At 60.6% G+C, this 15,029-nt stretch carries 16 protein-coding genes; 6 read left to right on the forward strand and 10 right to left on the reverse strand.

What is annotated here, in order from left to right:
* Window positions 1-34: 34 nt before the first annotated feature.
* A complete protein-coding gene (locus tag HU722_RS11130) occupies window positions 35-739 on the reverse strand; it encodes a histidine phosphatase family protein (protein ID WP_065872334.1) in 705 nt (234 codons plus the stop codon).
* A 254-nt stretch (window positions 740-993) separates the two neighbouring features.
* On the opposite strand from HU722_RS11130, the gene HU722_RS11135 reads away from it, so the two are divergent.
* The 3 genes from HU722_RS11135 (at window position 994) to hemB (ending at window position 3,627) form a co-directional block, all read left to right on the forward strand.
* On the forward strand, window positions 994-1,692 hold the full coding sequence (locus HU722_RS11135) for a glutathione S-transferase N-terminal domain-containing protein (RefSeq protein ID WP_065872333.1): 699 nt from the start codon (window positions 994-996) through the stop codon (window positions 1,690-1,692).
* Between the two features lie 3 nt (window positions 1,693-1,695).
* Window positions 1,696-2,538 carry a PhzF family phenazine biosynthesis protein gene (locus HU722_RS11140; RefSeq protein WP_186753055.1) on the forward strand — a complete coding sequence of 281 codons (843 nt, stop codon included), beginning with the start codon at window positions 1,696-1,698 and terminating at the stop codon, window positions 2,536-2,538.
* Window positions 2,539-2,652: 114 nt separating this feature from the next.
* Window positions 2,653-3,627: a porphobilinogen synthase gene (gene hemB, locus HU722_RS11145; protein WP_065872331.1), complete on the forward strand. Its 975-nt coding sequence runs from the start codon at window positions 2,653-2,655 to the stop codon at window positions 3,625-3,627.
* Between the two features lie 67 nt (window positions 3,628-3,694).
* On the opposite strand, the gene HU722_RS11150 is transcribed toward hemB, so the two are convergent.
* Window positions 3,695-4,309, reverse strand: coding sequence for a LysE family translocator (locus HU722_RS11150; protein WP_186753054.1), 615 nt, complete (start codon window positions 4,307-4,309; stop codon window positions 3,695-3,697).
* Between the two features lie 146 nt (window positions 4,310-4,455).
* Between HU722_RS11150 and HU722_RS11155 the strand changes: the two genes are divergently transcribed.
* On the forward strand, window positions 4,456-5,541 hold the full coding sequence (locus HU722_RS11155; protein WP_065872329.1) for a DUF1615 domain-containing protein: 1,086 nt from the start codon (window positions 4,456-4,458) through the stop codon (window positions 5,539-5,541).
* On the opposite strand, the gene HU722_RS11160 is transcribed toward HU722_RS11155, so the two are convergent.
* A complete protein-coding gene (locus HU722_RS11160) occupies window positions 5,542-6,336 on the reverse strand; it encodes a DUF4349 domain-containing protein (protein ID WP_065872328.1) in 795 nt (264 codons plus the stop codon). It abuts the gene before it with no gap.
* Between the two features lie 159 nt (window positions 6,337-6,495).
* Between HU722_RS11160 and HU722_RS11165 the strand changes: the two genes are divergently transcribed.
* Window positions 6,496-6,912, forward strand: coding sequence for a PaaI family thioesterase (locus HU722_RS11165; RefSeq protein ID WP_065872327.1), 417 nt, complete (start codon window positions 6,496-6,498; stop codon window positions 6,910-6,912).
* 136 nt (window positions 6,913-7,048) lie between these two features.
* Here the strand turns inward: HU722_RS11165 and HU722_RS11170 are convergent, their stop codons facing one another.
* The 3 genes from HU722_RS11170 to HU722_RS11180 are packed head-to-tail and all read right to left on the reverse strand — an operon-like array spanning window position 7,049 to window position 9,634.
* Window positions 7,049-8,230, reverse strand: coding sequence for an acetyl-CoA C-acetyltransferase (locus tag HU722_RS11170; protein WP_186753053.1), 1,182 nt, complete (start codon window positions 8,228-8,230; stop codon window positions 7,049-7,051).
* 11 nt (window positions 8,231-8,241) lie between these two features.
* Window positions 8,242-8,901, reverse strand: coding sequence for a CoA transferase subunit B (locus HU722_RS11175; protein WP_065872325.1), 660 nt, complete (start codon window positions 8,899-8,901; stop codon window positions 8,242-8,244).
* Between the two features lie 34 nt (window positions 8,902-8,935).
* A complete protein-coding gene (locus tag HU722_RS11180; RefSeq protein ID WP_010211319.1) occupies window positions 8,936-9,634 on the reverse strand; it encodes a CoA transferase subunit A in 699 nt (232 codons plus the stop codon).
* Between the two features lie 133 nt (window positions 9,635-9,767).
* Between HU722_RS11180 and HU722_RS11185 the strand changes: the two genes are divergently transcribed.
* Entirely contained in the window at window positions 9,768-10,673 is a 906-nt protein-coding gene (locus HU722_RS11185) for a LysR family transcriptional regulator (protein WP_065872324.1), read from the forward strand.
* 61 nt (window positions 10,674-10,734) lie between these two features.
* Here the strand turns inward: HU722_RS11185 and HU722_RS11190 are convergent, their stop codons facing one another.
* The 4 genes from HU722_RS11190 to HU722_RS11205 form a co-directional block, all read right to left on the reverse strand.
* The gene (locus HU722_RS11190; protein ID WP_025854475.1) at window positions 10,735-11,064 is read right to left on the reverse strand and encodes a hypothetical protein; all 330 of its coding nucleotides are present in this window, start codon (window positions 11,062-11,064) and stop codon (window positions 10,735-10,737) included.
* 545 nt (window positions 11,065-11,609) lie between these two features.
* On the reverse strand, window positions 11,610-12,455 hold the full coding sequence (locus HU722_RS11195; RefSeq protein WP_065872323.1) for an NAD-dependent protein deacetylase: 846 nt from the start codon (window positions 12,453-12,455) through the stop codon (window positions 11,610-11,612).
* A gap of 8 nt (window positions 12,456-12,463) precedes the next feature.
* Window positions 12,464-12,904, reverse strand: a complete 441-nt coding sequence (locus HU722_RS11200) for a CBS domain-containing protein (RefSeq protein WP_065872322.1) — start codon at window positions 12,902-12,904, stop codon at window positions 12,464-12,466.
* Window positions 12,905-13,034: 130 nt separating this feature from the next.
* Window positions 13,035-14,984 carry a DNA topoisomerase III gene (locus tag HU722_RS11205; protein WP_065910689.1) on the reverse strand — a complete coding sequence of 650 codons (1,950 nt, stop codon included), beginning with the start codon at window positions 14,982-14,984 and terminating at the stop codon, window positions 13,035-13,037.
* Window positions 14,985-15,029: the final 45 nt, after the last annotated feature.

A 15,029-nucleotide genomic window follows, 5' to 3' on the forward strand; every position in this document is an offset into this window, starting at 1 on the left:
CGCAGGTGAGTCAGTAGCGGCGCATCATACGCTGTCAGCTGTTATCGGCACTCACCTGCGTCGACGGCGGGCAGGATTCTTCACCATGGTTCAAGCCCTGCTTGTAGTTGCGACTGAGCAGCGAGGCCTTGCCGTTGTGCCAGGTCAGCGTCAGTACATACAAGGTGTCGTAGTCACTGCCGGACCAGTCGTCGGTGATGGTGTGTTTTTCGCCGGAAGCTTCACTCGCCACCTTGTTGATCAACTCCGGCAGGTAGCCGTGGGACCAGGCCGTGTAGATCGTGGCGTTGTGATACTTGTCTTCTACCAACTCATCGGCCAGGTCACTGGTGTCATTCGCCGAGAAGTTGATATTGACCGGCAGGCCGAGCTTGATTGCACTGGGGCTGATGGTCATCAGCGGGCGGATGTAGCTGTAGGAGTTGTCCTGCTCGCCTTCCTCGACGTTGCGCGTCGGGTTGGCGGCAAACACAAAGTCGGCATTGCCGAATTTTTCCGGCAACAGGGTGGCCAGGTTCATTGCCCGGTTCAGGCCCTGGCAATTGAGTTGGCCCAGGCCGCCGGCGGGTTTTTCGGCGTGGCGCAGGAACACCAGGGTTTGCACGCCATCCACCGGTTGGGCGCGGCTTTCGCGGGCATCGAGGGCCGCGACCAGAGCGCCGCTGACCAGCAGCATCGGTAATACGGTGAAGGAGTAGCGTTTGAGTTGTTGCATAAGGCGCAGAGGCTTGATCGTCATTATAGTTCGAGTCTTCGTGCGTCACGTTAAGGCGGACAAGCCTGGCCCCAATGACGCCGTGGGCGCCTTGTGGGGGATTCCTTGTCGATATAGCCAGGTGCCTCCATTCACCGTAAGCGCGCACTTAAGAGTGCACGCGGGCGTATTGGTTCGCCCATGCGGGATAATAGCCAGCAGATGTTGCGCATTGATGACCCATGCAGGACACCGGGTAGGTGTCTATCATGGGGGCTTTCTGCAAGGGGAAGAACCCGATGAACCCGCTCGCCGCCTTTCCGATCAACCGCAAATGGCCCGCTCAGCATCCAGAGCGCTTGCAACTGTACTCGCTGCCTACGCCCAACGGGGTAAAAGTCTCGATCATGCTCGAGGAATTGGGGCTGCCCTACGAGGCGCACAAGGTCAGTTTCGAGACCCAGGACCAGTTGTCCCCCGAGTTCCTGTCCCTGAATCCCAACAACAAGATCCCCGCGATCATCGACCCCAACGGCCCGGCCGGTCAGCCTCTGGCGCTGTTTGAGTCGGGTGCGATCCTGATCTACCTGGCGGAAAAAACCAGCCAGTTGCTCTCCGAAGATCCGGCGACACGTTATGAAACTATTCAATGGCTGATGTTCCAGGTGGGCGGTATCGGCCCAATGTTTGGCCAACTGGGTTTCTTCAATAAATTCGCCGGCAAGGCTTACGAAGACAAACGCCCTCGTGACCGTTACGCCGCCGAGTCCAGACGCCTGCTGGATGTGCTGGAAAAACGCCTGCTGGGCCGTACCTGGATCATGGGCGACGAGTACAGCATCGCCGACATCGCCACGTTCCCCTGGGTGCGCAACCTCATCGGGTTTTATGAGTCCGGCGACCTGGTTGGCATCGCCGACTTCCCCAATCTACTGCGCGCGCTGGATGGCTTTGTGGCCCGGCCGGCGGTGATCCGTGGTCTCAACATACCGAGCTGAAGCATGCCGACTTTCGATTTCAAACAACTGGATGTGTTCAGCAGCGTACCGCTCAAAGGCAACCCGCTCGCGGTGGTATTGGGCGCTGACAGCCTGACCGACCAACAGATGGCCGACTTCGCTCGGTGGACCAACCTCAGTGAAACCACATTTTTGCTGACACCCCGCGATCCCCAGGCGGACTACCGGGTGCGAATTTTCACCACCTTGAAGGAGCTGCCTTTTGCCGGGCACCCGACGTTGGGCAGTTGCCATGCCTGGTTACAGGCTGGCGGCGTGCCACGAGGCGCGGAGATTGTCCAGGAGTGCGAAATCGGCCTGGTGCGTATCCGTCACCAAGGTGATGAGTTGGCCTTTATCGCGCCGCCGTTGTTGCGCTCAGGTGCCGTGGACGCGCCGTTGTTGGAGCGTGTGCGCCTGGGGTTGGGCCTGGCACAGGGCGCCATTGTGCGCAGCCAGTGGGTCGATAACGGCGCCGGTTGGCTCGCGGTCATGTTGGCCAGCCGTGAGCAGGTCCTGGCGTTGCAGCCGGATTATTCGCAACTGCTGGGGTTGGCCGTGGGCGTGATTGCCCCCTGCGACCCTGCTCGCGACGACGTCGACGCGCAATTTGAAGTGCGTGCCTTTGTCGCAGGCGACGGCGCCCAGGAAGATCCGGCCACCGGCAGTCTGAATGCCGGTGTCGCGCAATGGCTGCTGGCCGAAGGCCTGGCGCCTGAGCGCTATGTGGTCAGCCAGGGCACTGCGTTGGGACGTGCGGGGCGTATTCGCATTGAACGCCAGGGCGAGGAAATCTGGGTGGGTGGTGCTGTCGCGGTGTGTATCGAAGGGCGCCTACAGCTCTAGATCAATAAATTGTTACGGCCCTCGCAATACACTATTGGGCCCTCCGGGTTTGTGTTGCCGGGGCCGGGGGGCATAAGCTTCGCCCCAAAGTGTTGACCTTTATCCAGGATTGCCATGACCAGCCAGTTCCCCCAAGCCCGTCCACGCCGCCTGCGCCGCTCCCCGGAGCTGCGTGGCTTGTTCCAGGAAAGCGAGTTCACCCTCAACGACTTGGTGCTGCCGATTTTCGTCGAAGAAGAAATCGACGACTTCGTGCCCATCACCAGCATGCCGGGCGTGTTACGCATCCCCGAGAAAAAACTCGCCGGTGAAATCGAGCGCTATGCGCGTGCCGGCATCAAGTCGGTGATGACCTTTGGCGTGTCCCACCACTTGGACGCCAACGGCAGCGACACGTGGAAAGAACGCGGCCTGGTTTCGCGCATGTCCTCGATCATCAAGGACGCGGTGCCGGAAATGATCGTGATGTCCGACACGTGCTTCTGTGAATACACCGACCATGGCCACTGCGGCGTGATGCACGGTGCGCATGTCGACAATGACGCGACGCTGGTGAACCTCGGCAAGCAAGCCGTGGCCGCTGCCCGTGCGGGCGCTGATGTAATCGCCCCTTCGGCAGCGATGGACGGTCAGGTCCAGGCCATCCGCCACGCCTTGGACGACGCCGGTTTCACCCACATCCCGATCATGGCTTACTCCACCAAATTCGCCTCGGCCCTCTACGGCCCGTTCCGCGAAGCCGGCGGCAGCGCGCTCAAGGGTGACCGCAAAAGCTACCAGATGAACCCAATGAACCGCCGCGAAGCCGTGCGCGAATCGCTGCTGGACGAACAGGAAGGTGCCGATGCGCTGATGGTCAAGCCGGCCGGTGCCTACCTCGACATCATCCGTGATATCCGCGAAGCCTCGCGTTTGCCAGTGGCGGCGTATCAGGTCAGTGGCGAGTACGCGATGATCAAGTTCGGCGCCCAGGCCGGTGCGATTGATGAGGACCGTGTGGTGCGTGAGACCTTGGGCTCGATCAAGCGCGCGGGCGCGGACTTGATCTTCACCTACTTCGCGATGGACCTGGCACTGGCCGGGATCTAGAAAACACCGCAAGTCTAAATGTGGGATCGGGCTTGCCCGCTCCCACATTATTTGATTGCAGTGTTTATCAGCGCTGCGCAAACGCCAGGTTCAAGCCCAACCCCGCAAAGGCCGCCGCAAAACTGCGGCGCAACCAGTTCTGCACCCGTGGCGACTCGATCACTGCGCGGCGAAACACATTGGCCAGCAGGCCATACATCACGAACACCGCAAACGTCATCACCATGAAAACGGCGCTCAGCACCAGCATTTGCAGGGCAGGGGCCGTGCTGCCTGGCGTGACGAACTGGGGCAGGAAGGCCAGGAAGAAAATGGTCAGCTTGGGGTTGAGAATATTCATCAACAGGCCGCGCCACATCAGGGTTCGCGCACTTGAAAGCGTAGGGGTGTCGCTGACCGCAAACGCCGAGCGATCCCTCCAGGTGGCGTATGCCACGTACAACAGGTAGGCGACGCCCGCGTACTTCAGCATATCGAACGCTAATGCACTGGTGTGCAATAGGGCGGACAGACCAAGAATCGACGCCAGTAAGTGAGGGATGATCCCGGCGGTACAGCCCAGCGCGGCGAACACACTGGCGCGCTTGCCGGCGGTGAGGCCTGTGGACACGGTAAAAATCACGCCGGTGCCGGGAATCAGCACGACGATCAGGCAGGTGATGAAGAAGTTCAGGCTGAGCATGGCATTCAAACTCCGTGTACGAATGGTCGATGACAGATCCTGTCACGTTTGTGATTGACTGGCGAGCACGCCAGGGCGGCGAACCCTGGTTAGACTTACCGGTCGATATCTGCAACGCCCGGCCCGCCGCCATCCAAGGAAACCCCATGTATTCAAGCCGCCTGATCCTCTGCCTTGCCACTTTGCTGGTGCTGGCCGGTTGCTCTACAACACGCAACCCGCAACAGCCGGAGCGCAGCGAGGCCGAGGTGAAGGCGCAGATCGTGCGCCTGCTGCCGGCTAACGTCTCGGACCGCAACGGTTGGGCCCAGGACATCTACACCGCCTTTGACACCCAGAAAATCTACCCCAGTACGGAGAATATCTGCGCCGTGCTGGCGGTGACCGAGCAGGAATCCACTTACCAAGTCGACCCGCCCGTGCCGAACATGGGCAAGATCGCCCAGGATGAAATCCTGCGACGTGCCGGTAAGGTCCATGTGCCAGCGTTTGTCGTGCGCAGCGCACTTCAATTGCGCTCGCCCACAGGCAGGACTTACGCCGATCGCCTGAACGCTGCACGCACGGAGAGGGACCTGAGCGGCATCTTTGATGACTTCATCAGCATGGTACCCCTGGGCAACACGTTATTCGGTGGTTTCAACCCGGTGCATACCGCAGGCCCGATGCAGGTCAGCATCGACTTTGCACAGAAACAGGCACGGGGTTATCCCTACACGGTGGACGGCACCATTCGCCGCGAAGTCTTCACCCGCCGTGGCGGCATGTACTTCGGTATCGCGCATTTGCTGGGTTACCCGGTGAACTATGACCAGCCTCTGTACCGCTTCGCCGACTTCAATGCCGGTTGGTACGCCAGCCGCAACGCCGCGTTCCAGGCCGCCGTCAGCCGTGCCTCGGGCACCGAGTTGGCGCTGGATGGGGATTTGATTCGGTACGGTTCATTGCTGCCCGGCACCACCGAGCTGGCAGTGCGTTCCTTGGGGGCGAAGCTGGATATGCGCAACCCGAGCATCCGCAGCCAGCTGGAGCAGGGTGAGCAACTGGATTTTGAAGAGACCACCCTCTACAAACGCGTGTTTGCACTGGCGGACAAAGCCGCTGGCAAGCCGATGCCACGGGCGATCCTGCCGGGCATCGTGCTCAAGAGTCCCAAGATCACCCGCAACCTGACGACGGCGTGGTTTGCCAAGCGGGTGGATGAGCGGTATCAGCGTTGCATGAAGCGCTGATCAGGTGCGGCGTTTGACAAAGCGGCGCCACAGCCACACCCACAACCACACCACTGGGAACGCCAGGATCACGAACGGCAGCACATAGCTTGAGCGTTCCAGGGCGTCGGCAGTGCCCTCGACCATATTGTCCCCCAGGTTGCTGAACATCCGACTGAACCGTGACGGCTGGTTCGCGCCGTCAGAGGAACGGAAGTTCAGGGTCACGCGGTTGGTGTCGAGACGGCGTTGCTGGCCGGCAGCGACTTGGGCGAGCTCCTGCAATTCGTTCTCTATACCCGCCTGTTCCTTGCTCAGGGCGATCAGGTCACTGACCGTGATGTCCTTGCGTTTGGCCAATTCATCCAGGCGTTGTTGCTGGGCCAGCAGGCGGTCCTGGCGGCGGCGTACGTCGGCGACCGCATCGGCCAGGTCCTCGGCGGTGGTGATGCGTTGGCCGAGTTTGCCGCCTTCAGCGGCCATCGCGACCATCGGCTCCACGCCCGTCGGCGCGATACGCAGGATGATCTGGCCACCGTTGCCGTCTTCGGTGATGCCCAGGATATTGCACGCGCCAAAGCGCGCTGTTTCGCAGGCCTCGCGTGTCGCCTGCATGCGCGGCGCGAGCAGGGCGCCGGGCAGGGCCAGGCTCAGCTCGTGCTCGTAGGCCAATTGTGCGCCGGCGCGGCCTTTTTCGCCGTTGATCACCGTGGCGCGGTTGTGGTCCTTGGGCGAGCAGCCGACCAGGGCCAGGCCGGTGATCAAGATCATTAAGCCGGTGCGAAGCGGATGGGGCTTGCCGTCCAGATGGCGCATTGCTGTTCCTTGCGGGGGGGGCGGGGGAATTTGACGGCGATTAAAGCGGGTCTGGTGGATTAACGCAAAGCATCGTGGGGGATTTGCGTGGTTGATGGTAATGGCCGCTGCGTGTGGCGTGGCGTACATCTCACTCTTCACTTCAAGGAAGAGACCGCCATGATCGCCCACGCCGTGCCCGAAGGTTTCGTTTCGCTGCCCCGCAGCAGCCCTTTGCTTGATCTGCTTGGCCCGGCGTATTGCCGGGGTGAGGGCGTGCACCTGGAAATCGCCCTGCGTGCCGACAATCGCCACGCCAATGGGCGCGGCACGGTGCACGGCGGCGTGCTGGCGACCCTGGCGGATGTCGGCATGGGCTACGCGATGGCGTTTTCCAGTGAGCCGCCACTGCCGCTGATTACCGCGAGCATGACCATGGATTACCTGGGGGCGGTGCAGGTGGGGGAGTGGATTGTGGTGCGCTTGGAGCATCACAAACGCGGGCGACAGATGGCGTTTGCTACGGTGAGCCTGCAGGTGGGGGAGAAGGTGGTGGCGCGGGCGAGTGCGGTGTTTGCGGTGCCGCGTTCTGACTGACCTGTAGTGAGCGGGCTTGTCCCGCGCTGGGGTGCGAAGCAGCCCCAATAGGGCCGCCGCGTTTTTCAAGTAAAGCGCGGCGTCAGGTTTTGGGGCCGCTTCGCAGCCCAGCGCGGGACAAGCCCGCTCACTACAATCAGCTGCGTTCGAGAGCGAGGGCCACGCCCTGGCCGCCGCCGATGCACAGCGTTGCCAGGCCTTTCTTGGCGTCGCGTTTGATCATTTCATGCAGCAGGGTCACCAGCACGCGGCAACCTGAGGCACCAATCGGATGGCCGATGGCGATGGCGCCGCCGTTGACGTTGACCTTGTTGGCGTCCCATTCCAGCTCTTTGCCTACCGCCAGGGATTGCGCGGCGAAGGCTTCGTTGGCTTCGATCAGGTCCAGGTCGCCCAGGCTCCAACCGGCTTTGTCCAGGCAGCGGCGGGTGGCCGAGACTGGGCCGATGCCCATGATGGCCGGGTCGACGCCGGCGTTGGCGTAGCTGGCGATGCGCGCCAAGACCGGAAGACCGAGGGCGCGGGCCTTGTCGGCACTCATCAGCAGCACCGCAGCGGCGCCATCATTCAGGCTGGACGCGTTGCCGGCGGTGACGCTGCCGTCTTTCTTGAAAGCAGGTTTGAGCTTGGCCAGGGACTCGGCGGTGGTGCCGGCGCGCGGCTGTTCGTCTACGGCGAAGGCTACCGGGTCGCCTTTGCGCTGGGGAATCAGGATCGGGGTGATCTCCTCCACAAAGCGGCCGGCTTCGATCGCAGCAGTCGCTTTCTGCTGGGAGGCGGCGGCGAACGCATCCTGGGCTTCACGGCTGATGCCGTACTTATCGACCAGATTCTCGGCGGTAATGCCCATGTGGTAGTCGTTGAACGCATCCCACAGGCCGTCGGTGATCATGCTATCGATCATCTTGGCATGGCCCATGCGCAAACCAGTGCGCGCGCCAGGCAGTACGTACGGGGCCAAACTCATGTTCTCCATGCCGCCGGCAATGATGACCTCGGCGTCACCGCAACGGATGGCTTGGGCGCCCAGGTGCAGGGCCTTGAGGCCAGAGCCGCAGACCTTGTTCAAGGTCAGGCTTGGCACCGCATGGGGCAGGCCGGCGAGGATCGAGGCCTGGCGCGCCGGGTTCTGGCCGCTGCCAGCGGTCAGCACCTGACCGAGGATCACCTCATCCACTTCGGCCGGGTCCAAGCCGGTCTGTTCCAATAAACGACGAATCACGGCGGCGCCCAGTTCAGGTGCCGGGATATTGGCCAGCGAACCCTGGAAGCTGCCCACGGCGGTGCGGGTGGCAGCAACAATCACGACGTCTTGCATGGGATCTGTCCTCACTGGAAGTGCATTTCTGGAACGTGGTCCGGGACGATCAGTTTACCGGCGGTCTTGCTCACAATCTCTTCAACGCTGACGCCAGGTGCGCGTTCCTTGAGGACAAAAGCGCCATTTTCGATTTCCAGGTACGCCAGGTCAGTCAGCACACGCTTGATGCAGTTCGCACCGGTCAGCGGCAGGCTGCACTGGCTGAGCAGCTTGGATTCACCGTCCTTGGACGCGTGGGTCATGATCACGATGATGTTTTCTGCACCGGCCACCAGGTCCATGGCGCCGCCCATGCCTTTGACCAGCTTGCCGGGGATCATCCACGAGGCGATGTTGCCCTGTACGTCCACTTCAAACGCGCCGAGCACAGTGAGGTCGACGTGGCCGCCGCGAATCATCGCGAAGGACTCGGCGGAGGAGAAGATCGACGCACCGATGCGTGCGGTGACGGTTTGCTTGCCGGCGTTGATCATGTCGGCATCAATGGTGTCTTCGGTCGGAAACGGGCCCATGCCGAGCAGGCCGTTTTCCGATTGCAGCATCACTTCCATGCCTTCGGGGATGTAGTTGGCCACCAGGGTCGGGATGCCGATGCCAAGGTTGACGTAGAAACCGTCCTGCATTTCGCGGGCGACGCGTTGAGCCATTTGTTCGCGGGTAAGAGCCATTTTATGAGTCCTTATTGTTCGGGCTGGAGGCGGATTATTTGCGCACGGTGCGCTGTTCGATGCGCTTCTCGAACGTGCCGCAGATGATCCGGTCGACGTAGATGCCAGGGGTGTGGATCTGCGCCGGGTCCAGCTCGCCCGGTTCGACGATTTCCTCGACTTCGACCACGGTGATCTTGCCCGCAGTGGCGGCCAGGGGGTTGAAGTTCTGGGCGGTGTGGCGGTAGATGACGTTGCCGAAATGGTCGGCTTTCCAGCCTTTGACGATGGCGAAGTCGCCGGTGATGGATTCTTCCATCAGGTACGGGCGACCGTTGAACTCGCGGGTTTCCTTGCCTTCGGCAACCGGGGTGCCGACGCCGGTTGCGGTAAAGAAGGCTGGGATGCCGGCGCCGCCGGCGCGCATTTTCTCGGCCAGGGTGCCTTGGGGGGTCAGCACCACTTCGATTTCGCCGCTGAGCAATTGCTTCTCGAACAGGGCGTTTTCACCGACGTAGGACGCGATCACTTTGCTGATCTGCTTTTCTTCCAGCAGCACGCCCAGGCCAAAACCGTCGACGCCGCAGTTATTCGAAACCACGGTCAGGTCGCGGGTGCCTTTGCGCTTGATCTCGGCGATGAGGTTTTCCGGAATGCCACACAGGCCAAAACCGCCGGAGAGGACGGTCATGCCGTCTTCCAGGCCTGCCAGTGCTTCCTCGTAGGACGCCACGCGCTTATCGAAACCTGCCATATGCACCTCTATTATTGTTTGTGGGCCAGCCAATGAACCGAGTGTTGCTCCGACGGATTGATTTGTTAAGTTGTTTTTTAAGGTTGATTGATTTAAAAAACAGCATAGTCGCCCAGCCGTTTGGAGTTGCGTCATGACAGTTAAACAGATGAGGGCGTTTCTCGCCGTGGCCCAAAGCCTGAGTTTTGCCGCCGCCTGCGAGCGCCTGCATCTTTCCCAATCGGCGCTGAGCCTGACCATCAAGGGGCTGGAAGAAGGGTTGGGCGGGCGCCTGTTCAGCCGCAATACGCGTAACGTCGCGTTGACCCCTGAAGGCGAATCCCTGTTGCCCCTGGCGCGTCGACTGATGGCCGACTGGGACAACGCCGAAGACGAACTGCGCCAACGCTTCACCTTGCAGCGCGGGCGCGTCACGGTGGCGGCGATGCCATCGTTTGCCGGCAATTTGCTGCCGCCGATCCTGAAAATATTCCGCGCGCGTTACCCTCAGGTAAATGTGACCGTACATGACTTGATCAATGAGCAGGTGCTGGAGATGGTTCGCGATCGCCAAGTGGAACTGGGCGTGGCATTCGAGCCCTCTGAAGGATCATCGCTGGCGTTTACGCCGCTGTACCTGGACCGGTTTATTGCGGTTGTGCCGGGTGACTCAGTCTTGGCGCAATGCAACGAAATCGATTGGAAAACCCTGCTGGAGCAGCCGTTCATTACGCTGCAACGGCCTTCGACGGTGCGGGTGATGCTGGAAGAACACCTGGGCGCCCTGCAGATGAAGTTGCCGGTAGCACTGGAGAGCCATCAACTGGCGACAGTGGGCAAGATGGTGGCGAATGGTTTGGGGGTCAGTGCCGTACCTGCATTGTGCGCGCGGCAGATGATCGAGGCGGGGGCCCATTGCATCACCTTGAGCAATCCGGTGATTGAACGGCCGATTGGGGTGCTGACCAAGCCTGGGCATGAACTTTCGGCGGCCGCTCAGGTGCTGTTTGATATCTTTTGCGACGAGGCGGGTAAGGGACGGTTACCCGCGTTGTTGTAAAACACCTATTAAAAAGCCCGCTCGAATTAACGAGCGGGCTTAAATGTTTAAGGCCGTGTTATCAGCAGTATCTATCAATCACTTTAACCTGCGATTGGCCTTTGAGGTTCTGCCATTCGGTATTAAGTGTGTGGAAGACCTGTTCGATAAAGTTGCGATCGGCAGCAGCCTTCTTACCCACATAACCTTGGCCACGGCGGTACATCTTCAGGCGCGCCGCCAGTTCACGGTTATTGCGGTCGAACTCGGCTTCTTCGGTATGGGGCGCCAGGCAGTCAATTTGGACTTCGCCCGATTTGCCAATCCACAGGATATGGTCGTCGAGTGTGTCTTTTTGCGCTGCGAACATCTCAGCCAATTCATCGATAGTTGGTTGGTTGTTCAGATTCATGTGTAAGCCCCTTGACCAGTTGGCGATCTATCAATTGATTCGTTAAAACTGCTTAGTTGTCTCCGGTCTTGAATACCGGGCGTCAGCGACTGTCTGCCGAATACGGGCAGGGTCTTGAACCTGATGCATGTAGTCTTGCTGATGAACTGCTACGCAATGCTTTCTCAACGAAGACAAGCAGCATTTGCGCTCCTTGTACCGATCCTCTCGGGCCGGTCAGCTTCATCAATCCGCCTTGTGGGCAGTGCACATCCGGAAAAAACAGCTCGGCGGTCAGACGAGCTCTTTCAAAACGCTTGTTGCCAACGCTCCCGATCCGGGAGACGTCTCGATAATGCAAGGACAAAAACGTTACGTCAACGATTATGTAGTGATTATTTTTGGTCACTACATAATTTGTTGTGGGGGCAGGGGAATGCGGAGAAACGTGACTTGGGCGTCATTTTTTGGAGGGGTGGGTCGTAAGGGCGCGATGGGCAATCCAACACCGAACCCTTGTGGGAGCTGGCAAGCCAGCTCCCACATTTTGATTTGTGGCGTTCTTTCTATCCTAGCCGCTCAACCAGCAACGGCAACAAACGCTCGCAGGACGCCTCGATCTTCACCTGCAGCAGCTCATCCCCCCGAGTCTTGCCCAGGTTGATGGCGATCACCGGTTTGCCTTGCTCGACCATCGCTTTGCACAGACGAAACGCCGAATAGGCCATGAGCGACGAACCCACTACCAGCAAACCTTCCGCATGCTCCACCGCAGCCATTGCCTTGGACGCTGTCGGTGGGGCTACGTTTTCGCCAAAAAACACCACGTCCGGCTTCAGGCGTTCGCCGTTGCAATGGGGGCAGCGGGGGACCTGGAAGCGCTCTTCGAACGCCGGGTCCAGCAAGGTGTCGCCATCGGGCGCTTGCACGGCATCGACGCCGGCCAGGTAGGGGTTTTCGATTTCCATCACGTGCTGGATCACGTCACGCTCGCTGCGCTGCAGGCAATCCAGGCACAGCACCCGGTGCAGGCTGCCGTGCAGTTCGATCACTTCATCGCTTCCGGCTTGATCATGCAGCGTATCGACGTTTTGTGTGATCAGCCCGCTGATGCGCTCGCGATGCTGCAGTGTCGCCAGCGCCAGGTGGGCCTTGTTCGGTTGCGCAATGCGTACCCTCGGCCACCCGAGCATCGCCCGCGCCCAATAACGGCGCCGCGCCTGCGGGGTAGCAAGGAACTCTTGATACATCATTGGCGCTTTACCTCGACGCACGCCTTCGCTGTCGCGGTAGTCGGGGATGCCCGACGACGTGCTGATCCCCGCACCGGTCAGCACCACAAAGCGCCGTTCGGCCATGGCTCGGTGCAGGGTGTCGAGGTGATCCTCTTGATGTTCCAGCGTGTCGAGCATGGGTTCCCCTATTCGCCGCGGATGTATTGCTCCAGCTGCTTGATCAGGTCAGCCTGTTCGGCAATGGCTTCTTTCACCAAGTCACCGATGGACAGCAGGCCCAGCAGTTTGCCTTCTTCCACTACAGGCAAGTGGCGCAGGTGACTGTCGGTCATGATGTTCATGCATTCATCGACGCTCTTGTGGGTGTCGACGGTTATCACCGGAGAGCTCATCACCTCATGGACTTTTGTGGTGACCGACGATAGTCCCTTAAGCATGATTTTGCGTGCGTAATCACGTTCACTGATGATGCCTACCACCGCGCCATCCTGGACGACCGGCAAGGCCCCGACGTTTTTCTCCGACATCCGGACCAGTGCTTCAAACACGGTATGGTCATGTTTGATGGTATGGACGTCCTGGTTTTTCTGGTCCTTGGCTTTGAGCAGTTGTGCAACGGTTTTCATGACGGCCACTCCGGTGTTGTTGTTAGGTAGTCGAGCTCCCCTACAGAATCCTAGACGGCCCGCGCCGGAGCAAGGACCAAAGCGGCGTTAAAACCGTCGAAAAACGTCATCCGCTGGATTTTTTCAGTGTTTACCCGGCATTTGTCGGCTTTTTAGCTCGCTTGGGGCTGGCGGTTGTCTTGCGTGGCGCGCTCTTGCGTTTCTTTTTCCACGGCGCGGCGCCTTGACCCGCCGGGCTGGCCGGGCCGGTGATGGTCATGCGCATACCATTGCAGCGCGCCACTTGCTTGCTCATCCAGGCTGCTTGTTTGGCGACGAATTCCTCCAGGCTCATCTCGCCGCTTTGCACCATATCCAGGGCCTGCTCCCAGATTGCGGTGGTGCCCGGATCTGCGATGGCACGTGGCACCGCGTCAATCAGGCTGAATGCCGCCGGGGTAGCCGACAGCGACTTGCCATTCTTCACCAGGTAACCACGGTCCAGCAGCCCCTGGATAATCCCGGCGCGGGTGGCTTCGGTGCCAATACCGGTAGTGTCCTTGAGCTTTTGCTTGAGCAGCGGGTCCTCCACCAGCTTGGCGACGTTTTTCATTGCCTTGATCAGGTCGCCTTCGGTAAAGGGCTTGGGCGGTTGGGTCCACAAGTCCTTGAGGTTGACCTTGGCCACCGCGTAATCCTGGCCCTGCACCAATGTCGGCAGCGCTTGGGGGACTGGCGCCTCACGCCCCTTGGCTGGCGCGAGCGCTTCGGGCAAGGCGCGTTTCCAGCCCGGTTCGATCACCACTTTGCCCACTGCGCGCAACGCTTGGCCGGCACATTCAAAATCCGCCTGGGTACGATCGTATTCATGGTTGGGCAGAAACTGCGCCAGGTAACGTGCGCGAATCAAGGTGTAGACCGCACGATGCTTGCCGGTGAGTTGCCCGACATCCTTGCCGGCGCCGGTAGGAATGATGCCGTGGTGGGCGCTCACCTTGGCGTCGTTCCAGGCCCGCGAGCGCCGCTGGGCATCGATATGCGGCATCAACTCGTCCACCGCTGCATCGGCGCGCCCCAGTGCCGCAAGGATCTTCGGTGCTTCACTGTGCTGACTCACCGGCAGGTAGCCGCAATCGCTGCGCGGATAAGTGATGACTTTGTGCGTCTCATACAGTGACTGAGCGATATCCAGGGTTTCCTGCGCGCCGAGCCCGAGTTTCTTGGAGCAGATTTCCTGCAGGGTGCCGAGGTCGAAGGGCAGGGGTGCCACTTCGCGCATGCGCTCGGTACGCAACTTCACCAACCGTGCGGTGGCGGCATTGCGCATGGCATCAGCCGCGTCCCGCGCCAGTTGCGGGTTGAGGCAGCGGCCGTGGTCATCACAGGCGTCCTCGGCCGCGCGCCATTGGGCGGTGAAGGTCATGCGCTCATGGTGCAGGTCGACATCGATGGCCCAATAAGCCACCGGCACGAAGTCAGCGATGCTGCGGTCGCGGTCCACCACCAGGCGCAAGGTCGGTGTTTGCACGCGGCCAACTGGCAGCACGCCTTGATAACCCGACTGGCGCCCAAGCAATGTAAACAGACGGCTCATGTTCATGCCGATCAGCCAGTCGGCGCGGGAACGGCCCAGGGCCGAGTGATACAGGCTGAAAGTCTCGGCGCCTGGCTTGAGTGCCGCCAGGGCCTTGCGAATGGAGGCATCATCCAGCGCAGACAGCCACAGCCGCTGGATCGGCCCGCGATAGCGGCAATGCTCCACCAGCTCGCGCGCAATCATCTCGCCTTCACGGTCGGCGTCGGTCGCAATTACCAACTCCTGCGCTTCCCCCAGTAGACGCTTGACCGCCTTGAATTGGCTGGCGGTCTTGGGCTTGACCCGCATCTTCCATTTTTCCGGGACGATCGGCAGGTCGGCCAGCACCCAGCGCTTGTACTTGGCGTCGTAGGCATCCGGCGGGGCGGTTTCCAGAAGGTGGCCGATGCACCAGGTGACGGTGACCCCATTGCCCAGCCAGCACCCATCGCCGCGCCGGCTGGCGCCGAGCACAGCCGCAATATCCTTGGCCTGGGAGGGTTTTTCACAGAGGTACAGCCGCATGGTCGTCACATCAGATCGGGTTGATGCTGTGCAGGATGCTTAGTC

This window comes from Pseudomonas tritici (assembly GCF_014268275.3).
Taxonomy (GTDB): domain Bacteria; phylum Pseudomonadota; class Gammaproteobacteria; order Pseudomonadales; family Pseudomonadaceae; genus Aquipseudomonas; species Aquipseudomonas tritici.